Raw genomic sequence first — 21,816 nt, forward strand, 5'->3', positions numbered from 1 at the left:
TCTTCGCTAATTTTTTATATATCACCGGGAACATATTCCCTGTTGACTACAATGTATTCTGTGGTCTGTTTGCTGCTGCTTTACCAAAGTCGTAGTTAGGTTTGTTACCCATTTTAACCACCATGGTACCGCCCTTCACTACATCCTGATGCGTGATAAAGCTTTTGCTGTAAGGCTTTCCATTGAGGGTTACACTCTGGATATAAATGTTTTCCGGACTATTACCGATTGCCTGTACCGTGAAAGTTTTGCCTGCACCTACATTGATGGTAGCTTTATCAAACAACGGGCTGCCTAATACGTAAACGCCACTGGCAGGGTTTTCAGGGTAGAATCCCAGGGAAGAGAATACATACCAGGAAGACATCGCACCGCAATCTTCGTTACCGGCCAATCCTTCCGGTTTATCGAAGTAGAAGTCTTTCATTACCTGTCTTACTTTTTCAGCGGTTTTCCATTGGTAGCCGGAGAAAGCGTACATATAGGTAACGTGGTGACTAGGCTCATTACCGTGTGCATACATACCAATGAGGCCAGAGATATCACTGGAGGCTTCTGCACCCATATCACCTTTAGCAGTAAAGAGACTATCGAGCTTACGGGTGAAAGCATCATCGCCACCCATGACGTTAATGAGACCTTCTACATCCTGTGGTACCAGCCAGGTATACTGCCAGCCATTACCTTCGGTGAAGTCGCCTTTTTCATGAATGGAGTTGAATGGATCGTAAGGTGTTTTGAAGCTGCCATCGCTCATACGCGGACGAACAAAGCGGATGGTGCTATCGAAATAGTTTTTATAGTAGCCCGCACGTTTTTTATAGTATTCGTAGTCGGTAGTTTTACCTAACTTCTTGGCCATAGCGGCGATGCACCAGTCATCGATCGCATATTCCATTGCTTTAGAAACGGATTCATATTCCTTGTCGGCAGGGATATATCCTAACTCTTTTACGTATTTCACACCCAGGTCATCGCGGGTAGAAGAAGCTTTCATGGCAGCAAATGCATCTTCTGCATTGAAGCCGGTAAAACCCTTCAGATAGGCATCAACGATAGGAGGTACTGCATGATAACCTACCATACAATTGGTTTCATTACCCATCAGGTGCCATACCGGTAACTTGCCCTGTTGTTTGTAGATAGCGAGCATAGAGTTCACAAAGCTGTTTACCTTTTCAGGATGCAGGATGGTGCTCAAAGGCGCGCAGGAACGATAGATATCCCATAAAGAGAATACGGAGTAGTTATCGAATCCGGGATTAGAATATACTTTTTTATCTGTACCGCGGTAGCTACCATCATGATCGTTGAATAAAGCGGGATCAATCATAGTATGATACATGGCTGTGTAAAACACACGGCGTGCAGCATCGTCTTTCGTTTCAATTTTTACTTTAGAGAGTTCTTTATCCCATTTGGCATTGGCGGTGTTCACTGTTTTGGTGAAGTCCCAGCCTGGAATTTCTGCCTTGATATTAGCGAGTGCATTTTCGCTGCTTACCGGAGAGATACCCACTTTTAACATTACCTGGCCGGGAGATTTATCAAAGGAGATAACACCCTTGGCCGCTTTTGACTTTACAGAATTGCCTGATTGTTTGGTATCTCCATCAAATACCAGGAATTGTTTTACCGGTACAGATGACTTGATAGCAAACCAGAGGCGTTGGTCTTCTGCCCAGCCTTTGGAGTAGCGGTAACCTTCAAGCGTATATTCATCTACCTGACGGATAAATGTTTCTACCGGAGCATCCCAGCCGATACCTTCTTTCAGGTCGATGATGATGTTAGCTGGTTGATCTTTCGGGAAAGTATATCTATGTAAAGCAACTCTTTCTGATGCCGTTAATTCTGCTTTGATGTTGTAGTCGTCCAGCTGAACGGAGTAATATCCGGGACGGGCTGTTTCGCGGTTGTGAGAGTAGTGGGAGCCGTATCCTGAAGTAGGATCTTCCTGTGTACCTCTGTTAGTTCTCACCTTGCCGGTATAAGGCATTACGAGTACATCACCCAGGTCACCAATACCGGTGCCGCTGAGGTGCATCTGAGAGAAGCCTATTAATACACTGTCTGAATAGTGATAACCGGAGCACCAATCCCAACCCTTCACAATATTGGTAGGACCTGTTTGTACAGCGCCATAAGGTACGCTGGCCCCCAGGAATACGTGTCCATGTCCACCGGAGCCAATATATGGATCTACTGAGGCGACTGATTTACTTTCAACAAATGTTTCTTTTTTCTGAGCATCTGCCTGTATGCTGTGAAACAGCATTGCAGATAACGCGAATGCGCCACCTATCTTGAATCCCGTGTTCATAATCAAAAACCTTTAATAATCTGGCAATTTACGGCCTGATTATTACTTTTTTAGTTAATTTTTTTATAAATGGGTGATGGCCTCCAATTCCTGTACAGGCGCGGGAGCATGATCTTTTTTCAACAAAAATTTGCGGGTATAGATCTCATATGCGATCATTAACCATAGCACCAGGCAGGGCAAGGCTTTCAGGGCATAAGGTACTGCCAGATTTTTTCTTACCCAGGGAGTTACCAGGTCTGAATGTGAGAAGCTCACAAACAAGATGGCAAAAAAGATAAATATATTATTCCACCTGGTTGCTGGCTGCATCACATACCAGATGCAGATGGCTGGTATGGCAATGATGTAGGTAGGCGATTCCGAGCTACTGCTAAAGAGTACAGGGAACATTAAAGTAGAGCATAAAATATATAAACGGTAACGGGAGTTGTAGCGATATTTCAGTTGTGTATACTGCAACCCAAATAAAATCACTGCCGGAATCAGTACTACCAGGCTGTTTAACCAGGGAATATGAAACACTCTTTTGATAAACCCGCCGGCTGAAATATCCTGGAAGATAGCGTTGTCACCTACGTTCAGGGCATTTTTGTGGACCAGTGCAGCATACCACTCGAAGTAGCAATTGATGATATACTGAGGAGAGGAAATAGCCATTGGCAAGGCAAACATTACCGCGCTCCACAGGATTAGCCCTCCGATAAAGCGTCTGGGATTAGGACTGAAAAAGAAAAATGCCAGTCCTACGATGCCATAAAATTTGGTAAGCGTACCTAATACGATGAAGAAAGTGGCCCACAACTCTTTTCCTTTGATCGTATTAGTAAAAGTAAGTATAATGAAAGCGCCTATAAACTGATTTAGCTGGAACCATCCACTGGCACCCATGAGCTCCTGGGTACATAACAGCAGGATGATGTTTTGCTGCATGCGGGTAAGAGGTAACTGGCGGATTGCGTAAAAAAGTGCGGCAGCACCAGTCATTGCCCATAACATGGCTCCGAGGTGAGTATCCAGACCGGCAAATGGGGCAATCATGATACTGAATACCGGGCCATACAGGTTTACATCATAATATTCGGCGGGGTATTGAATGTATAAAGGTTGCTGATGAATGAGGTGGAAAAATACGTTCTTAAATATGAGAAAATTATTAATATTACCCCTGGATATCTCCATGGCAGCGCCCAGGAAGGCCAGTCCGAACCACAAAGACATGATTAGCCATTCCTTTTCCGCCAGATAAGTCAGCACATTCCTTTTTTCACGCATATCAATAATTGCTAAATAATAATAAGCTACAGTACGCAGGTATGACGCATCAGAAATGCACATCCCTCTACTGTTGCCTTAATTATTCTGCAGTTACTCTCTGCGCGGTCATGCTGACATTGCCATTTGAAACGACGATATGGGCTATCTGGCCGCTGGCATTGCGGGTAAACCGGAAATTAAACTGTTCTGAAAGCAGGAAAGCATTGCTTTCATCTGTGAAATAAAGTTGCTCCCAGACCTTTCTATCTGAGCGGATCAGACCGGGAAGACCGTTTTGTACAACAAATTCCAGATACAGGTTCATATCCTGGTTTTTGATGAGGTATTTGCCGGTGTACGCCTGGAGGCTGTCAGCGGCAGGGGTGATGATCTTTTTGATGACCGGTTTGTAGAAGTTCTTCCAGCCGTACACTTCTGCCACTGCATTTACAATTTCCCTTAAAATGCCGCCGTTGTCCGAATTGATCATCACCGCTACTCCCTGATGGTTTGTTTCGCCGGCAAACAACATGCATCTGAATCCTTCGTTGCCTCCACTATGCTGAAAGAATTTTTCCGTATCCGTAGTCTCAATAAAAAAACCGAGGGCATTATTTTCCTGCGGCGTAACGGGCGTTAACATCGTTCGTACTGTAGCTGACCGGAGGAAGCTATGTTTGCTGCTGTCCAGCGACTGCTGTATGCCAATGGCGAAGGTAGCAAGATCCGAAGGGGTTGTCCAGAGGCCATCTGGTGCTACTTCGGGATACACATGATATTTGCCTTTCAGCGGCGTTCCATCTTCTTTATAGGCCGTGGCGGCATTTACAGCCAGGGCTGGCGGCAATGGTTGTACAAAGGTACTATGCGTCATATGCAACGGTGTTAGTACCATCTTCTGATACAAACCCGCGTAATCTTTATCGATATTATCTTCAATGATTTTCCTGATAATGGTAGTGCCGCCACCTGAGTATTCCACTCTTTCGCCGGGTTTATATATAGGAGCTACTTTAGGGCTATTGGCAGGAGCTTCCCCATTAAGGATCTGGTTAATATCCGGCAGGGGAGTGCCAGCTTCATACCCACCAAAGCCATGCACATTTAATCCGGCTGTATGACTCATCAGGTTCCGGAGGGTGATGGCTTGATTATTTGAAAACTGGTTATCGGGAAATTTCCAGGTTTTGAGATAGCCCCGGATATCTTTATCCAATGACAATTTGTTAGCTTCTACCAGTTTCATTACCCCAGCGGCATTTACAGGTTTACTGATAGATGCAGCCTGGTAAATGGTTTGAGTAGTAGCTGGTTTATTTTCCGCCACATCTGCCAGGCCATATGCTTTTGCCCAGGAAATTTTTCCGTTGTCGATGACCGCAATAGAAACAGAAGGTATGTTATATGCCTTCATGCGGTCATAGATGTTAAAACCCATGGCAGATGCACTTTCCGGCTGAAACCAGGGCTTCAGGTTATTTTCCACCTGCTCCATTTTATGATTGTCTTGTGCAGCAACATGGAGGGTTAACGCCAGCAAAACGCATGGCAGGAAAGACTTCAGCATAGCAGCATATTGATTGGGCTTAAATTAGTATTCGTGGCTGCAGTATAATTGCAGTATTAATTTTCCGACTTCGCCCATTGTTTTGATTGCTCATTAATAGCATATACAACGCCCGCAAACACCACACTACACAAGATTACAAGAGAAATTATTAATAAAATCATAGCAAACCCGATTTTTTCACATGAACTCAAATGTAAAGAAAAAACTTAGCAAGCTGATAAACTCCAGGTAGTAAAAGCATATGATGGCCTGGAAAAATAACCCCTTACAAGAGATAAATAATCAGACAAACACCGGAAAGTAGAAATCGAATACAGTCGCTCTCTCTAAACCAGTGCGCGGCTTTCAGGTTTGGAGAAACAATTTTCGTAAATTACTTGCATGAGCGCAATGGGAAGCCCTAGAAAAAAACGTTCCGGCAAGGACGAAAAATTAACCTTTAAAGAACGCCTGGCAGCGTTACGCAACCTACCGGCATTCTTCCGCATGGTATGGCAAACGAGTCCTGGTCTTACGATAGCCAACAGTGTACTTAGAGTGGCGCAATCCGCCATGCCATTATCCTTACTTTATGTAGGTAAACTAATCATAGACCAGGTAGTACAGTTAAATAAAGATTCACATCATTCCAGCACCTGGCTTTGGCAACTGGTGGCGTTTGAGTTTGCGCTGGCGATTATTTCAGATGCGTTGAGTCGCGCGATTTCGCTGCTGGATGGATTACTCGGCGATCTTTTCGCCAACCATACTTCCGTGAAAATCATGGAACATGCCGCCACACTGGATCTTGACCAGTTTGAAGATGCGGAATTTTATGATAAGCTGGAGCGTGCGCGTCAACAAACTTCCGGGCGAACAGTGCTGCTGGCGCAGGTATTAAGCCAGGTCCAGGACATGATTACTATTGTTTTCCTGGCAGCAGGGTTAGTGTTATTTAATCCATGGCTGATATTATTGTTGCTGCTTGCCGTGATACCGGCGTTTTTAAATGAGTCGCATTTCAATGATCTGTATTATAAATTAGCCTGGGGGCAAACTTCCGACAGGCGCGAGCTGGACTATATCCGCTACCTCGGCGCCAGCGACGAAACGGCGAAAGAGGTGAAAGTATTTGATCTTTCTAATTTCCTGATCAACCGGTTCCGGGCAATCTCCGATAAGTTTTATACTGATAAAAAAGTGCTGCAGGTAAGGGAGTCTGTCTGGGGAACCGCGTTTGCCGTATTAGGTGCTGGCGGCTACTATGCTGCCTATGTGATCATTATTATGCAAACCATCAGCGGGCATCTCAGCATTGGTGACCTGGCTTTCCTGGCAGGATCATTCCGGCAGCTACGATCAACCTTCCAGGGGATACTCATCCGCTTTTCCTCTGTTACACAGGGCGCTTTATACCTGCGCGATCTGTTTGAATATTTTGAGATACAGCCTAAGATGGTGGCGCCTATTCATCCGCGTACCTTTCCAAAACCAATACAACAGGGATTTACTTTTGAAGATGTAGGTTTTAAATATATCAACTCTGATAAATGGGCCATCCGTCATTTGAACTTCACGTTGCATGCCGGTGAAAAGCTGGCACTGGTAGGAGAGAATGGAGCCGGGAAAACCACGCTGGTAAAGCTACTCTCTCGTTTATACGATCCTGTGGAAGGTCGGATTTTATTAGATGGTGTGGACTTACGGGAATATGATCTGAAAGAATTACGTACACAGGTAGGCGTTATATTCCAGGATTTTCAGCGTTACCAGATGACGGTATCACAAAATATTGCAGTAGGTAATATAGCGCAAAGCAGCAACCAGCCAATGATTGAAGATGCGGCTAAACAGAGTCTGGCTTATCCGCTTATAGAAAAAATGCCACTGGGATATGAGCAGATGCTTGGACGTCGCTTCAACCAGGGCATAGAACTTTCCGGTGGTGAGTGGCAGAAGATAGCACTGGCGCGGGCTTACATGAAAGATGCCCAGTTGTTGATATTAGATGAGCCCACTTCCGCGCTGGATGCGCGGGCAGAATACAATGTGTTCCTACGTTTTGCAGATCTCACCAGGGATAAAACGGCCGTATTGATATCGCATCGGTTTTCTACTGTACGCATGGCCAATCGTATACTGGTACTCGAAAAGGGCGCGTTAGTAGAGATAGGCAGTCACGAACAGTTGCTGGCAAAGAAAGGACGCTATGCAGAGTTATTTGAATTGCAGGCCGCAGGGTATAAATAAGAAGAGGCCATCTCCTTATCCTGAGACAGCCCCCTCTTAAGAAAACCTATGGCGGAAAGAAGAGGTAATCCCCCTTTCAGGCAGAACGCAGGTGTGTCTGCTATACCCCTTTCAACTGCTTATAAAAGTTTATTTATAGCAGCCTTCAGGATCTCTTCTGAACTGGGTCTTGGTGCATTGGCAGTGACTACTTTTCCTTCTTTATCGAAGAGCAGAAAAGTAGGGTAGCCGGGAACCTGGTAATACTGCATAAAGGCTGTTTTTTCGCCGGAATACAGTTGCAAGGTTTGTTTGTGGCCGGCCATTTCTATCCAGGTAGCTTTATCTTTAGGTCTATCTGCCGAAATACCTAAAAACACTACTTCTTTACCTGCGTAGTCGGCTGCCATTTTCTCAAAGAGTGGTGCTTCCATCCGGCAAGGGCCACACCAGGTTGTCCACACATCGATATATACTACTTTTCCTTTGAGGTCATTGAAATGCCAGATTTTGCCTTTATGATCTTCCAGGGCGAAATTAAGACCGGGCGCACCTGGTAACACATTACCCATGGTCACAATCAGTTGTTGCAAACGATTCTGGAGGGCTGTATCTTTCACCGGCAGGGCGGCATCAGCAGCCAGTTTGCGGGCAACGGTCAGTTCTGAACTGGAATGACTTTTTTGCACATAGGGAAAATACACATCCTTTACATACCAGTATTGCACCAGTTCTTTGAAGGGAGCATAAGTACTTAACTGCAATGCTTTTTTTCCGAGGAAAGCAATTTTAGCGCTATCATTTGTAATAGCAGCACGCTCTTTTTTAAATCGTTGCTTGAGCATCCAGTCGTATACAAAAAAGAACCCCGCTTTCACCTCTCCCGAAAGAATATATGTTGTAAAAACAGGCTGGTTCAGCAGCTCAAAGGCTTTATCATCATATGCCGCACCTATCAACGATGCCGGGATCACAGGTACAATGTTATTTTCATCGTAATACCACCAGCAATAGTAACGGTTATTGATCATGTTGAAAGCATGCAATGCCTTCAGATAATTATTATTACCGGCGATCTGTTGTGCCTTGGCATATGCATTATCCATTGCCCTTAGCTGTTGTTCCAGGAAAGGCTGAGACGCCTGTTTAGCATCAAAACTATCCGACATGGATTTTCCGTAAGCACCGGTAGTATACTCATACCAGGCCAGTGCATTGTTGAGTGTACCCGCATGAGAGTGCAGCGTATCCATCATTATGTCATGTACTGTAGTATCCTGATCATTAAATACGAGGCTTAAAGAGTCACCCGGTTTCAGATAAACTTTTTGCGAAGCCATAGCAGATTCGCCGATCATTAATAAATTAATAATAACCGGTTCACTGATATCTGTTGTCCAGGTAATATGACCCAGGCTATCTAATGGCAGCATTGCCGCTGGGGGTGCTTTACGCAACACCGCATTCTTTGCAGTCGATAATTGTTCGATCCGGAATTTTCCTTTTTTGTGAAAGGCTGTTAAAGTAAGACTACTTCTGACAGATTTATCTACCTTTTGTTGCGCATTTACTACCGATGAGGTAATCAATGCTATGAGAAAAACGATGATCACGCGCATGATATATAATTTACCTTGGGTTTTGTTCCAAATGGGTGGCGGAAGTTTCTTTTGCAGGAATAGGAAAAACGTATCGGTTATCTCCTGGCGGCAATGTGAATGTTTCATTATTCAGTGTACGCGTTAACGTTATAGCATACTCCGGATCTACATTTAAACGTTTGAGATCCATGAGGCGGAGGTTTCTGAAGATCAGTTCTTTGCGGCGCTCTTTCAGTACAATTTTCAGTGCCTCTTTGGGAGATGCAGCCGTTAAAGGTTGAAAGGCCGCTGCTTCGAAACGATTTACCAGCAAGGTATTCAGATCGCCCATCGCTTTACCGGTTTCATTTTTACGTGCATAACATTCCGCCCGGATGAGATATAATTCTGCCACGGAAAATCCGGAAAAAGGATTCGGCACATTCGTACTACCGCCATCGTTATAACTCCCGATGAACTGATAGTCACCCTGATCCGGCATCTCTCTAAAAAACAAAGAAGTACGCAGATCATGGCTATCATAAAGCTGATAAACATCCGGAGAGATGAAATTATTTTTCGCATATATCCCTGTAGTCGATGAAATAAAAATCACTTCCAGATTGCTCACAATGGTAACCGGAAATACGGCATCAAAAGGGCTGTTTTCCGGATCTACCTTGTTATAATCCAACAGGGTATTTTGGAGAGACAGGCCAGCAGTAGACTGTTCCATGGCCCGATCGTAATCCCCTATCTGCAGGTAAATACGTGCAGCCAGCGCGTGGGCTGCGGCGCGGGATGGTCTTGTTTTATACGTTGCTTTTACCGGTAATAGTTTTATAGCATCATTCACATCCGTGAGTACCTGTGCATATACTTCTTTTACACTATTACGTGTAACCGGCGCCGTTACATCAGAAGATAAGCGAAGTGGAACACCCGGATCTTTATCTGCTGTAGCAACATTGTATTGTTTTGCAAAAGTATTCAACAGGTTAAAGTAGGCGTAAGCGCGATAAAAATCCGCTTCTCCTTCTACCTGGTTGCGTGCTTCCGGCAATCCGGCCAGATTAGCTACCAGCCCCTCTTTGATGGTATTGGCATAAAAAATTATTTTATATGGCGCACTCCAGTCCCGTATATCATCATCCGGAGCGAAGAGGTCTTTACTCCAGGTGTAGGTACGTTGAAAGTAATCCTGTGGCACATCTCCGTATTGGTCTTCCGTTAAAAACAAGTCGTCCGTCATGATATCTCCCATGCCCGGTGTTAGTGTCATGGTCCACTGATCATCGAGCAGTAAACGAAAATCTTCTACGCCGTAAGGAATGAGTTTGTCTTTGGGCTGTATATCCAGGTAATCTTTACAACCTGCCAAAGTCGCCACTATAAAAGCAAATACTATATATATACTCTTCTTCATTGCTTAATAATTTGATGTGATCAGAAACCTACTTTGGCACCTATTGCCAGTGTGCGCACAGGTGGCATCACTGAAGAAAATGTTTGTGGTGCATAGTCCGGATCTATTCCATTTTTATTTGCTCTCCAGATAATACCCAGGTTGCTGGCTTGTGCATACAGGGTGATGCGGCTCACCGGCAGGCTGGCAACTGTTTGCCTGGTGATGTCGTAACTTAATAATACATCCTGCAAGCGCACATGATCTGCTTTATTCACATTCACATCTGAATACTGGTACAAATCATTGTTCGTCCGATCCTGTGTTCTTACACCAGTAAAGGCCGGAATATTTGTTTTCGCTTCGTCACCAGCTTGTTTCCAGCGGTCTTTAAAGATATCCGGGCCGCGCTGGTACATAGCCGCCATGGTAAAATATCCCGGGTCGCTGCCACGGTAATAATGTCCCAGTTTATACAGGATATTCACCGTAAGACTCAGTTGCTTGTAAGTAAAGGTGTTGGCTAAGCTGCCGAATACCGGCGGATTCACCGCACCCATGTATTTCATTTTATAAATGTTATCATAGATGCGTCCTGCCTCCAAACGATCCTTGATGGGTTTACCGTCAGGGCCTATGATGGAAGCGTTTCCTTTTGCATCCAGTCCGCCCCATGGGTAAGCCCAGAGACCAAACAGAGGATATCCTTCCACCGGCAGATAAGTAGAACGATCGTCGTCATCGCGGCCCCCATATAACAGGAAGAGCGAGGGATTCATGCTGCTGCCGGTGTTATAGAACTTAGTCACCTTATCTTTTGCTACACTCACCATCAAAGTGGTGTTCCACCTGAAATTATTTGTGCTGATATTACGGGAGTCCAGCTTCAGCTCCCAACCATGTGTGCGCATCGCGGCAATGTTGCTACTGATGCTATTAAAGCCAGTAGACGGCGCCAGGAAAGCACTTCCAAAAAGATCCTGTGCGCGCTTGTTGAAGTACTCCAGCGAGCCATTAAGCGATTCGTGAAAGAGTGCGAAGTCCACTCCAAGGTTTACTTGTCCTACTTTTTCCCAACGCAGGTTAGGATTAGCAGGATTAATAATATTCGCATACGGGATATAAGAAGTGGCATTTTCGCCTGATGGCATGAGATTAGCCGTGGTATAAGCTGTAGCCGTTTTGTTGATGTTACCATTGAAACCATAAGTAATACGCAGTTTCAGCATATCCACCCAATCCGCATGAAAGAATTTTTCACGTTGCACCTGCCACGCAGCACCTACTGACCACAATGGATTCAGGCGGCGATTGCGCTGTACGCCAAAAAGATTAGAACCATCTACACGGCCGCTGGCGGATAACGTATAGCGATTAAGATAAGTGTAGGAAGCATTGCTAAAGTAAGAAATGAAACGATCCTTTATATAAGTGACAGGGATACCTACGCCCATTGCACTACCAATGGAATTGGTGAAACCGAAATAGTTCGGGAATTGCGTGACCATGTCCACATCCGCAAATTGCAGCGTATGATCGTTGTAGCCGAAGAGGCGCTGCCGGTTTCCTTCTCGCAGAATTTCTCTTGACTCTGCGCCTGCAATAGCCGCCACCACATGCTTTTGACGCCAGCTACGATTGAAGTTTAACTGCCCCCGGAATGTTTGCGCGGTGAGATCGTTCTTCGCCAGCGTTAAAATATCTCCCAGCGGCAGATGCCGCACCAGCTCACCATCAGGCATCGTTTCTGAAAAGAGATTTACATTGTCTCTTACCATAAACGTGTTCTGATCCTGGAGATTTCTGTCTGATCCGTTGTTCTTTTCCAGGTTGTATTTCAGATCCAGGTTTAATCCTTTGGTGATTTCATAGTTGACGCCCAGTCTAACGTTAACGGCCATACTTTTTACACGCCGGTTCATTAGCTGGTACTCTGTAAGCGGGGAGTAGTCCATGTTCAGAAATCCCTGATCATATCCATGTTGCTTAAATGCATCATTATAAAACCAAGGTACTTTCAGCGCATTGCCGTTACCATCTACCAGCCTGGAGTAGGGGGAAGGGATCTGTGCGCTTACATTTGTGGCACTACGTGATCCGCTGATGATATCGAAAGCTGAACTACCTGTTACGTCAAAAGGGTTGGTGGCATTGCCTTGAGACAGTTGTCCTGCGATGCTGAGTTCCAGCTTTTTTGTTACACGAACGGTGTTGCTGGTATTCAGCGTGAAGCGCTCATAGTTGTTGCCCACCATGTAGTTGGCGTTTTTATCATATCCTGCAGATAGATAATACTGCATGTTTTCACCACCGCCACTCACATTCACCTGGTACTGCTGTGTTAAAGTGTTCCTGGTAAATAAGCGGCTGTAGTCGTCCAGAATATCGATATTGCGGAGTGAGTTTACTTTTTGTGCAGCGATGTCGCTGCTGATCTTTCCGTCTTTTTCATCTTTCCAAATCTGCACTGCTTCCGGGATAGGGAGCCTGCTACCAACAGAAAACAGATTATTAAATCTACCAGCTTTAAACAATATCTGTTGGGCATCTACATAATCACTGGTGCTCATTAAATGCAGCTGGCTGTAGTCGGGCTTCTTTCCAAAAACAATATTTGTTCTAGCTTCCACTGCAGGGCGCTGATTCAATTTACCCTGGCGGGTAGTGATCACAATCACGCCATTGGCTGCCCGAACACCCCAGATAGACGCCGCTGCTGCGTCTTTCAGGATGGTGATACTTTCTACATCATCGGGATCGATGCTATTCAGATCACCTTCTATAGGAAAACCATTTACTACAATCAGGGGCTGATCTTCCGAGAACAAGGTACTGCGGCCGCGTAGGCTCAGCTTAGGCTTATCGGACGTCACACTTCTTGAAAAAGACAAGCCTGTACTGAGACCTTCGAGTTTATCGAGGATATTGGTGGTGATGCGTTTATCCAACTGTGACTTATCTACCTGCGAAAAAGAGCCCGTAGCACGTTCCTTCGGGAGCGTGATGTAGCCCGTAGTTACTACTACTTCACTGAGTTTCTTTTTATCTTCTTCCAGATAAATTATTTGTTCCTCTTCTCCTCTGATTTCTTTAGTAATATATCCCAGGAATGACACCTGCAACAGTGGGTGCTGCATGCCGGTAGTAATAGAAAACGCGCCGCTGCTGTTGCTGGTGGCGCCTTTATCAGTGCCCTTCACACGGATAGTTGCGCCAATCAATGGCTGTTTATTATCCAGGGACAATATCCGACCGCTGATGGTGTACTCTGTGGTGGCTGCTACCGGCTTAGGCGTTACTACAATCGTTTTATCCACTACCTTCCAGGTAAAAGGGATCTGGCTGAAACACTGCTGTAAAGCCGTTTCCAGTGTTGCCTCTTTTACCGACAGGTTGATAGTCCCCGCTTTTTTTACCGACTCGTTATTATATAAAAACTCGTACCCGGTTTGTTGCTGAATAACGGCAAATGCTTTCTCGGCGGACACATTCTGCAGGCTCGCCGTAACTGACTGCGCGCATAGCGGCACTATATACTGCATACAAAGCAGTAATATGAACAATCGTTTCATTGACTACAAGAGATTTTGGCTCAGCGAGCATGACAATCATCTACCCGTAACGTTCCGGGTATCATTCTGACAATTACACTGGTTGGTTGTTGATTAAAATGCTACTTTTATTTGTCTTCCACTCAATTTAAAGTTGGCTCCCCCAGTTTGATTTAATAGCTCCAGTACTTGTTCTATATTATCATAGCGCTTCATGGCGCCAGTGAAATGCTGGCTACCTGCTTTTCCTTTGGGATATACTGCCGTTACATCGTACCAGCGCTCCAACTGGTGCAACACAGTAGTGATATCATCATTCCTGAATACGAACATGCCTCTTTTCCAACCCGTCAATGCGGTGATATCCATTTGCTGCGTAGTGGTGTTCCCGTTACTCGTAACACCTACCCAGCCCGGCTGCAATATCGTTGTGTTTACTTTTATACTGCCACTGACTAAAGCCGTTTGTACCGCCGGCTCATTTTCATAGGCCATGATATTAAACTCCGTTCCTAATACGGCCACCTCTACTTGTCCGGCGGTTACGCTGAAAGGCTTTGCTGCATTAGCCGCCACCACGAAGTAAGCTTCTCCCGTAAGGTATACTCTCCGGTTATTCTCCGTAAAATGTACCGGAAAACGCAATGATGACTCTGCATTCAACCATACCTGCGTGCCGTCACTCAACGTAAGACTGTAATCCATCCCCCTTGGTATTTGCAGGGTATTATATACTAACGGCCCGCTGCCATCTTTATACGCCAGCTTATTGCCCTGCTGCCGGATCTTCGCACCACTTTGCTCTATTAGCAACGTATCTTTAGTCCCGCTAAGCACAACCTCCTCTCCATTACCCATAATCAGCACCGGTCTTCCCTTCATCTGCTGCGTTTTCGCGATCACTGGCGTCAGTGGCTCCATACTATTAGTATACCACCACTTCGCTCCAATAGCCAATATAATCAATGCCATAGCCGCGGCCACCCGTCCCCATGGAACCATCCTTTTCACCATCACCTCTCCCTCAATACGATCCCAGGCCTGCTGTGGATGATATTTCCCCATCGCCTGCATCTCCTCCTTCAACACCTCCTCCTTACTCAATTCTTCAAACAATAACCTATTACCCTCACTCTCGGCTATCCATGCCTCCAACTCTACGCTCTCTTCTTCAGATAACGTATTATCCCAATACTTCACTATTAACCGGGACGTGTGATACAGGTGGTTGTATGATTCCATGTGCTGCTATATCTATAAACAATCTACTGATTGCAAATGGGTGAAAGACCTAAAAATATTTTTCTGAAACGAGGAGACATAATGCCAGAAAGGCTTCCGGCTTTAATCTTAGCTTTAATAGCTCCAGCGCCCTCGCTTTTTGCGTTTTTACGGTGTTAATGGAAATTTTCAACTCCTCAGCAATTTCCTGGTTTTTTAACCCCTCCAGGTAACTGAGCTTGAAAACATTACGGCAGCCTTCCGGCAACGAAGCAATTGCTCTATACACTTCTCCCCATACTTCCGCTTTGAGCACGGCAGCTTCTTCTGCCACCTCTGTCTGAGTTTGCGCAAATTTCTTTACCACTTTTTGGTGCTTCAGGTGATTCAGACAAGCGTTTCTTACCATCACATACAGAAATGTTTTAATGGCTTTCAGCTCTTTTACCTCCGCATTGTGTTGCCAGAATTTGATGAAAGCTTCCTGGACGATGTCTTCTGCAGTGGCGGAATCGGAGATGATTTGGTCTGCGAAACGGCATAGGCGCAGGTATAGCAGGTCAAATAATGACTTTAGCTGGTGATGGGAGAGTTGTGGATCGCCGGTATGCATTGGGGTAAATTTAGGGAGAATAGGGGGGATTTGCAATTGTAGGTTTTGAAGGGGAATTTGTAATTTTAAGAATCATACTGAGAATTACTGTAGGATTTCAAAATACCCATTATCGTCCATCGTTATGATTAGAGAATTGTTTGAAGATGTATTGGAGCATTATTTAGAGGATAAGGAGATATATGCTGCCCTAGAAGACAAAAAGCTAAGTTCCCTATTCACCTTTAACAAATTGGAAAAGGAATTACCCATTAAATTCAAAAATGTTAGCAGTCTAAGTGATCTCTACTTATTCGACGGCTCGATAGGTAAGGGGAATATGCCGGAAGTTCCACATCTATGTATATTTGACTCTGATATTACCACTTCCGCACAGAAAGGGTATTATATTGTCTACCTATTTGAGGCCAAGATGAAAAGGGTGTACTTAACCCTTGAACAGGCATGGACACAGTACAAAGATCAATATGGCGTTAAAAATGGGAAAAATGAAATAGCCATCAATACTGCCAAAATTCGCAATATCATTAGATCTGCCGAAGGGTTTTCTTTCAAAACACCGGTGCTAAATGCTACACGACCATTAGGTAGAGGTTATGAGCTAGGCGCTATTTGTTCCAAGGTATACGAGGGTGACAACCTACCATCTGATGCCGAATTAGTAGACGATTTGCGCAATTTAGTGGGCGTTTATAAAGAACTGAAGGGATTAGTAGGCACTAATATTCTGGAGATAGAGACTCGGTCCAAAGAAGAAATATTTCAAGATGAAATACAAAATATTGTTGCTGAAAAGCCGCCTATAGGACCTATTCCCAAGGGATCCAAAAGAGCCAATACCGGAGAAACGTGGAAAAGAAATGCTAGTTATGCCGCCCAAGCTTTAGAAAATGCCGGGCATAAATGTGAGCATAAATCGCATCATGAAACTTTCATCAATGCTAAATCGGGGAATCACTTTGTAGAGGCCCATCATTTAATACCAATGCAATTTCAGGATAATTTCAAGTATAGCCTTGATGTGCCCGAAAATATTATTGCGCTGTGCCCGAATTGCCACAGAGCAATTCATTATGCGAATGAAGATGTGAAAAAGGAGATGCTGAGTATATTTCTTCGGGAACGAGAAGACGGATTGAACAAGCGGGGGATAAAGATACAGGAGGAGTTATTGGTAGAGTTGTATTTGAAGAGTCGGGAGTTTGTGGAGTAAGGAATGTCAATACTACAAAAATTGCAGAAGCTAATTAAAAGTAACGAGGGTAGTAAGTCCAGCCGGTAATACGCTGGACTTACTACCCTTCCTCCAATGAAAAAGCCCGACAACTAAATGCCAGGCCCCGTCAGTAAACCCTTACTTAATTTCACATAATCTTGTACCAGGGCAACCCATCCCAGCCTTTCGGATGATGGATTGACGGGGTTATACTATTTCCTGTAATTTCAAACCAGGGAAAGGAGCTTCTACCTTCCGGATGATGCGTGGTAGGATATAGCTTATTATCCCTGACCTCATACCAGGGGAGGGAACTGGAACCCTTTGCATGGTGTATGGTTGTAAAAACATTGTTTTCTCTGATTTCATATTCTGCTAATGAACGCCCACCATCAGGATGATGTAATGTTCTGTGGAGTTTCATGGTAATTGTTTTTGAGTTTTTAAAAATATGGCTAACGGTTCTTTTTGGGTCTACGAAACAGATATCGAATATAAGAAAATATTTGATAAGGATATCAAACTAAACACTACGAATATCTGACAAGATCCTTAGATACACATAGTGAATATCCTTCCCCTTGTATCGTAAGTATTTCTACTTTACCGTTACTTTTGAAATGCTTCCTCAATCGCGATATGTAATGATCTAGTTTACTATTGTTATCAAAACCAAAAACAATTATCCTCAACTCCGATTTAGTTACCGTATCATTTAATTGTGCGATTAACTTATTCAGGATCTTTACATGATTTAAACCTAAGGAGAATACCATGTCATCATAGGCAATCGTATAATCTTTCAATCTATAGGTGTACTCAGCAAGTTTGATTACTTTACATGCGTCTACCTGTCCTCTTGCCCGTCTGATAAGTGCATTCATTTTGGCAATCAGTTCTTCAATTTCAACAGGTTTTTCGTAATAATCATCTGCGCCTCCAAATTTATATCCCTGCATTTTCGTCTCTTTCTTTCTATCGGCAGAGATGTACATGATAGGCACTATTGGATTATCTGCCCTGATTTTCTCTCCTAGCAGCAGTCCATTTAATCCGGGCATATGTACATCTAACAAACAAACATCAATATACCTGGTGCTAAAAAGAGACCAGGCCTCCATGCCATTTGCAGCACAAATCACTTCGAAGTTGCCCGCTTTTTCCAGGGAGGTCTTTAATAAGGCTGCTGCTACTAAATCGTCTTCCGCATAAAGTATGATCACCTTTTCTTTATCTTTTTTAGAAATGTTCATTTAATATGGGTTTTAAGGGATTAGTTATTATTTTAAAAATTATAGAACGAGATACCGGCAAATGGAGCATACATTAGCGATGTGTTAATCTCGCGTTAATTAGAAATCATTTTGACCCAACCAGGCAATAGTGATGTCTGATTAACATTGATTTCTCCGATTGCAACCATCATCTGGATTAGCTATTCCAAGGGGAATAAAATACTGTTGAAAGAAGCCAGTCAGCTTACTGATATTAAATGTCTTATTAAAATACCCATTACCTCCTCCACGGCCAAACACTTCATCTTCTACAAGATGAGCTTCTTCCCCCGAAAAATAAAAAATGGGCATTTGCTTATCCACTGTTCGTATTCTTTCACCCAAATCAATTCCATTCAACCTGGGCATCATAATATCTAATAAGCAAAAATGAAAGCGCATCTCATTAAAAAGAAGCCATGCATCTTCTCCATCACAGGCATTATAGACTTCAAATTCCTTTTGAGGCAAAATTTTCTTTACGATCCTGCGGAAGATGGGATCGTCATCAGCATGAAGAACACGAATACTCATAATTGTTTTGATTTGATTAACATTCATAAATAATAGAGATAGTATTATTACAGTTATGCTCTCCCTTCACAGGAGTAATTAAACAATGCGATCGAAATACCAGCATCGGAATCGTACATTTATCAACACAAAATATTACCATATTTATAGCTTTTCTTTTTCAAAGTATGGACGCATTCCTAACTAAAATATACTCATCTGAAAGATCAAATTGACATTCTAATGCAACTTAATAAAAACGACAATACCAAACGTCCTCAGCAAATATCAGGGTAGTTTGTTAATCCGTTCTTAACAAGTATTCATTTACATTATCACCATTCCTTTTTCATAACTAAAATCTATTTAGCAAGATGGAACAAACACTTTATGTCAATATATTAGATTATATAAATTTTCAATCAAAGCAACATACTTCTACTCTTTAACAAACATCCCTTAGTCTGTAAAAATCATTCCTCACTTATCTAGCTAAAAAATATTTTTCAAAAAAAATTTGGAGATATTAAAAAAATATATCCATCTTTGCACTGTTAAAAAAATCATAAAACATGTACCGCTCAATATTACACATACAAACAAAAAACCGGTTTAGTCACGTGGAGGACTATACAAGGTGCGGGGCATGTTATGCTACAGAATAGTTGATAAAACGAATTCAATATAACATAAGCCCCGCAAGAGATTGCGGGGCTTTTTATTTGTATTTATAACGAAAAAAACAAGCATGCAAACGCATACTCATAGCATACGATTTAACTGTGATCATAACAAACAACTGTTATCGATATGGTATCCCTATGCAAAAAAATATCAACGACCCAGGTGTCAACGAACATAAGTAACTGCTTATGCACAACGTAAAAACCGGTCGTTATAAACGCCCGGTTTTTTTTGTGCAAAAAAACCGGCCAGTAGCTCAACTGGTAGAGCATCTGCCTTATATGCAGCGAGTTATCGGTTCGAATCCGGTCTGGCCAACTTTGTAAAATGGTGCATGTAGTTCAATGGTGAGAATATCCGGCTGTGAACCGGAAGATCAGGGTTCGAGCCCCGCCTGCACCCCGAGAACCAATGCTGTTAACCCCGTTTGTTAACCCAAATTTTGTTCATCCAAAATGTGTTAACCCCAAATTTGTTAACCGGAAAGCGTGTTAACTCCCAAAGCACTAACAGTAAGGAGTGTTGTAAAAAAGAATGTTAACCCTAAAAGAGTGTTGTCGAAAAGAGGTTAACCCCAAATATGTTAACCCAAAAGCAGGAAACCCCAAAGTGAGTACGGCGAAGCGGGAGTGTCGCAATGGTCTGTAAAACCATCGCCTTAACAGGCTTAGCAGGTTCGAATCCTACTACTCACACTAAAAAATCGGATGTATAGCTCCAATGGTAGAGCAGCGGTTTGAAGCACCGCCAGTGCAGGTTCGACTCCTGCTTCATCCACCAGGTAAATGAAAAGCATTTACTAAAATCCTTCCCCAACGGGAAGACGAGAATTGATGTCGTTGATCGCAAACCAGGCATGGGTTTCATAAAGCCCTGCAGTGCAGCCGTACTAACGTCCTGTATGCTGTTGCCTCAAGACACTGCTCTCGCCCAAATAGTCTATGGGTCATGGGTTCGAATCCCGTCCGTCTGAAAAACGGTAGCTCAGCGGCAGAGCAATGGACAACTCCCTTTCAAGGAGACAGTCTGAAAAACTGTTAAAAACTGCTACTGAAAATAGCAACCAAACAACAAACAAAAGCCAGGCTGTAGGCCCAGCCACATCATCAAAAGGATGATGCCGGCAGTTTTGCCAACACCAGAAAACAGGTATATACATCATACCATTACCATCACTTAGCACTTCCGCCCTAACTGATGAATAACGGTAGATTGACAACTGTTTCCGTGCAGGCAGAATGGACAACAGCACTGGCTTTTTTTACAACCCCAAAAGAAAATGAAAATGAAAAGAGTAACCATCAACGCCTACGAAAGAGGCTTGATATTTAAGAACGGAGCATATCAGCGAATGCTGCAGGAAGGCAGACACTGGCTGATTAACGAAGACGTGGAAATCTTCGATATCAACAAACCTTTTGCTGCTCCCCTGGAGCTGAACATACTCCTGCAAGACCCTGAAATCACAGCAGCTTTGCATGTAGTAGAAGTAAGCGAAACAGAAATTGTATTGCATTACGAAAACGGATTGCTGAAGCAGGTATTGACCGCAGGGAGATACACCTTCTGGAAAAATATGATCGACTACAAGTTTATCCGCGCGGATATCTCCAAGATAGCCATCACGGAAAACATAGACCGGTCCACACTTTGCCACCGGCTGGTAGCCCCTTATGTGAGGAGCTATAGCGTGGAAAGTCACGAACAGGCGATCCTGCTCATCGATGGTAAATACTCTATGACGCTGTATCCTGGCATCTATTTCTGGTGGAGAAATAACATCTCTATCACCATCTCTAAAATTGATACCAGGCAACTGCAGGCAGAAATCAATGGTCAGGAAATCCTGACCAAAGACAAAGCAGCACTGAGAATCAACGCATGGGCACAGTATCGGGTGGTAGATATCAACAAGGCCCTCTTGCAAAATAAGGACTACGAACGACAGCTCTACATCCTGTTCCAGTTGGCGCTGAGAGAATACATCGCTGTACTGAACTTTGATGAATTGCTGGAAAAGAAAGATTCACTGGCGCCTTATATCATGCAGGCAGTTACACCTAAGGCGGAAAGCCTGGGTATCACCATCGCCAGCTTTGGTGTCCGCGACATCATCCTGCCCGGCGATGTGAAGGAAATCATGAACCAGGTACTGGTAGCTGAAAAGAAGGCACAGGCCAATATCATCATGCGAAGAGAAGAAACAGCCAGCACCAGAAGTTTGCTGAATACCGCCAAACTGATGGAAGATAACCCGATGCTGTTTAAGCTGAAGGAAATGGAATATGTGGAAAAGATCGCGGAAAAGATCAACAGCATCAGCATAAGCGGAAACGGTGTACTGATTGATCAGCTGAGGCAAATATTTATCCCTAAATAAGCGAAAAGGCACTGCTGTAAT

14 protein-coding genes and 4 tRNA genes are annotated in these 21,816 nt (G+C 43.8%); 7 read left to right on the plus strand and 11 right to left on the minus strand.

The features are described from left to right. Positions 1-46: 46 nt before the first annotated feature. From AC1DCV_RS21985 to AC1DCV_RS21995, 3 genes are all read right to left on the minus strand, one after another. Positions 47-2,323 carry a GH92 family glycosyl hydrolase gene (locus tag AC1DCV_RS21985; RefSeq protein WP_477025169.1) on the minus strand — a complete coding sequence of 759 codons (2,277 nt, stop codon included), beginning with the start codon at positions 2,321-2,323 and terminating at the stop codon, positions 47-49. 63 nt (positions 2,324-2,386) lie between these two features. Beyond that, positions 2,387-3,598 (minus strand): glycosyltransferase family 87 protein, encoded by a 1,212-nt coding sequence (locus tag AC1DCV_RS21990; RefSeq protein WP_477025170.1) that lies wholly within the window; start codon positions 3,596-3,598, stop codon positions 2,387-2,389. An 82-nt stretch (positions 3,599-3,680) separates the two neighbouring features. Next, the gene (locus AC1DCV_RS21995; RefSeq protein WP_477025171.1) at positions 3,681-5,147 is read right to left on the minus strand and encodes a serine hydrolase domain-containing protein; all 1,467 of its coding nucleotides are present in this window, start codon (positions 5,145-5,147) and stop codon (positions 3,681-3,683) included. Positions 5,148-5,531: 384 nt separating this feature from the next. Here AC1DCV_RS21995 and AC1DCV_RS22000 point away from each other — a divergent pair, with 384 nt between their 5' ends. Next, positions 5,532-7,379, plus strand: a complete 1,848-nt coding sequence (locus AC1DCV_RS22000) for an ABC transporter ATP-binding protein (RefSeq protein ID WP_477025172.1) — start codon at positions 5,532-5,534, stop codon at positions 7,377-7,379. A gap of 119 nt (positions 7,380-7,498) precedes the next feature. On the opposite strand, the gene AC1DCV_RS22005 is transcribed toward AC1DCV_RS22000, so the two are convergent. The 5 genes from AC1DCV_RS22005 to AC1DCV_RS22025 form a co-directional block, all read right to left on the minus strand. Continuing rightward, positions 7,499-8,977 carry a TlpA family protein disulfide reductase gene (locus tag AC1DCV_RS22005; RefSeq protein ID WP_477025173.1) on the minus strand — a complete coding sequence of 493 codons (1,479 nt, stop codon included), beginning with the start codon at positions 8,975-8,977 and terminating at the stop codon, positions 7,499-7,501. A gap of 10 nt (positions 8,978-8,987) precedes the next feature. Further along, positions 8,988-10,364, minus strand: a complete 1,377-nt coding sequence (locus AC1DCV_RS22010) for a RagB/SusD family nutrient uptake outer membrane protein (RefSeq protein ID WP_477025174.1) — start codon at positions 10,362-10,364, stop codon at positions 8,988-8,990. A gap of 20 nt (positions 10,365-10,384) precedes the next feature. Continuing rightward, positions 10,385-13,915, minus strand: coding sequence for a SusC/RagA family TonB-linked outer membrane protein (locus AC1DCV_RS22015; RefSeq protein ID WP_477025175.1), 3,531 nt, complete (start codon positions 13,913-13,915; stop codon positions 10,385-10,387). Positions 13,916-14,008: 93 nt separating this feature from the next. Next, entirely contained in the window at positions 14,009-15,136 is a 1,128-nt protein-coding gene (locus tag AC1DCV_RS22020; RefSeq protein WP_477025176.1) for a FecR family protein, read from the minus strand. Between the two features lie 49 nt (positions 15,137-15,185). After that, complete coding sequence (locus AC1DCV_RS22025) at positions 15,186-15,728, minus strand: RNA polymerase sigma-70 factor (protein ID WP_477025177.1); 543 nt, start codon at positions 15,726-15,728, stop codon at positions 15,186-15,188. Between the two features lie 124 nt (positions 15,729-15,852). Between AC1DCV_RS22025 and AC1DCV_RS22030 the strand changes: the two genes are divergently transcribed. Then, positions 15,853-16,941 carry an MrcB family domain-containing protein gene (locus AC1DCV_RS22030; RefSeq protein WP_477025178.1) on the plus strand — a complete coding sequence of 363 codons (1,089 nt, stop codon included), beginning with the start codon at positions 15,853-15,855 and terminating at the stop codon, positions 16,939-16,941. A 151-nt stretch (positions 16,942-17,092) separates the two neighbouring features. Here the strand turns inward: AC1DCV_RS22030 and AC1DCV_RS22035 are convergent, their stop codons facing one another. The 3 genes from AC1DCV_RS22035 to AC1DCV_RS22045 form a co-directional block, all read right to left on the minus strand. Next, entirely contained in the window at positions 17,093-17,368 is a 276-nt protein-coding gene (locus tag AC1DCV_RS22035; protein ID WP_477025179.1) for a hypothetical protein, read from the minus strand. 106 nt (positions 17,369-17,474) lie between these two features. Continuing rightward, the gene (locus AC1DCV_RS22040) at positions 17,475-18,197 is read right to left on the minus strand and encodes a response regulator transcription factor (RefSeq protein WP_477025180.1); all 723 of its coding nucleotides are present in this window, start codon (positions 18,195-18,197) and stop codon (positions 17,475-17,477) included. A 141-nt stretch (positions 18,198-18,338) separates the two neighbouring features. Further along, entirely contained in the window at positions 18,339-18,752 is a 414-nt protein-coding gene (locus AC1DCV_RS22045) for a response regulator (RefSeq protein ID WP_477025181.1), read from the minus strand. Positions 18,753-19,660: 908 nt separating this feature from the next. Between AC1DCV_RS22045 and AC1DCV_RS22050 the strand changes: the two genes are divergently transcribed. The 5 genes from AC1DCV_RS22050 (at position 19,661) to AC1DCV_RS22070 (ending at position 21,795) form a co-directional block, all read left to right on the plus strand. After that, positions 19,661-19,733: transfer RNA gene (locus tag AC1DCV_RS22050), tRNA-Ile, on the plus strand. An 11-nt stretch (positions 19,734-19,744) separates the two neighbouring features. After that, a tRNA-His gene (locus tag AC1DCV_RS22055) sits at positions 19,745-19,817 on the plus strand. Between the two features lie 207 nt (positions 19,818-20,024). Next, positions 20,025-20,110: transfer RNA gene (locus AC1DCV_RS22060), tRNA-Tyr, on the plus strand. A gap of 10 nt (positions 20,111-20,120) precedes the next feature. After that, positions 20,121-20,195, plus strand: a tRNA-Phe gene (locus tag AC1DCV_RS22065). Positions 20,196-20,700: 505 nt separating this feature from the next. After that, on the plus strand, positions 20,701-21,795 hold the full coding sequence (locus tag AC1DCV_RS22070) for a slipin family protein (protein ID WP_477025182.1): 1,095 nt from the start codon (positions 20,701-20,703) through the stop codon (positions 21,793-21,795). Positions 21,796-21,816: the final 21 nt, after the last annotated feature.

This window comes from Chitinophaga sp. 10T418 (assembly GCF_056394125.1).

What these genes read in the sequence shown, in the direction of transcription:
- AC1DCV_RS21995 (WP_477025171.1), bottom strand. Translation starts at nt 5,147, where the DNA reads ATGCTGAAGTCTTTCCTGCCATGCGTTTTGCTGGCGTTAACCCTCCAT.
- AC1DCV_RS21990 (WP_477025170.1), bottom strand. Translation starts at nt 3,598, where the DNA reads ATGCGTGAAAAAAGGAATGTGCTGACTTATCTGGCGGAAAAGGAATGG.
- AC1DCV_RS22010 (WP_477025174.1), bottom strand. Translation starts at nt 10,364, where the DNA reads ATGAAGAAGAGTATATATATAGTATTTGCTTTTATAGTGGCGACTTTG.
- AC1DCV_RS22015 (WP_477025175.1), bottom strand. Translation starts at nt 13,915, where the DNA reads ATGAAACGATTGTTCATATTACTGCTTTGTATGCAGTATATAGTGCCG.
- AC1DCV_RS22005 (WP_477025173.1), bottom strand. Translation starts at nt 8,977, where the DNA reads ATGCGCGTGATCATCGTTTTTCTCATAGCATTGATTACCTCATCGGTA.
- AC1DCV_RS22070 (WP_477025182.1), top strand. Translation starts at nt 20,701, where the DNA reads ATGAAAAGAGTAACCATCAACGCCTACGAAAGAGGCTTGATATTTAAG.
- AC1DCV_RS22000 (WP_477025172.1), top strand. Translation starts at nt 5,532, where the DNA reads ATGAGCGCAATGGGAAGCCCTAGAAAAAAACGTTCCGGCAAGGACGAA.
- AC1DCV_RS22045 (WP_477025181.1), bottom strand. Translation starts at nt 18,752, where the DNA reads ATGAGTATTCGTGTTCTTCATGCTGATGACGATCCCATCTTCCGCAGG.
- AC1DCV_RS22040 (WP_477025180.1), bottom strand. Translation starts at nt 18,197, where the DNA reads ATGAACATTTCTAAAAAAGATAAAGAAAAGGTGATCATACTTTATGCG.
- AC1DCV_RS22025 (WP_477025177.1), bottom strand. Translation starts at nt 15,728, where the DNA reads ATGCATACCGGCGATCCACAACTCTCCCATCACCAGCTAAAGTCATTA.
- AC1DCV_RS21985 (WP_477025169.1), bottom strand. Translation starts at nt 2,323, where the DNA reads ATGAACACGGGATTCAAGATAGGTGGCGCATTCGCGTTATCTGCAATG.
- AC1DCV_RS22035 (WP_477025179.1), bottom strand. Translation starts at nt 17,368, where the DNA reads ATGAAACTCCACAGAACATTACATCATCCTGATGGTGGGCGTTCATTA.
- AC1DCV_RS22020 (WP_477025176.1), bottom strand. Translation starts at nt 15,136, where the DNA reads ATGGAATCATACAACCACCTGTATCACACGTCCCGGTTAATAGTGAAG.
- AC1DCV_RS22030 (WP_477025178.1), top strand. Translation starts at nt 15,853, where the DNA reads ATGATTAGAGAATTGTTTGAAGATGTATTGGAGCATTATTTAGAGGAT.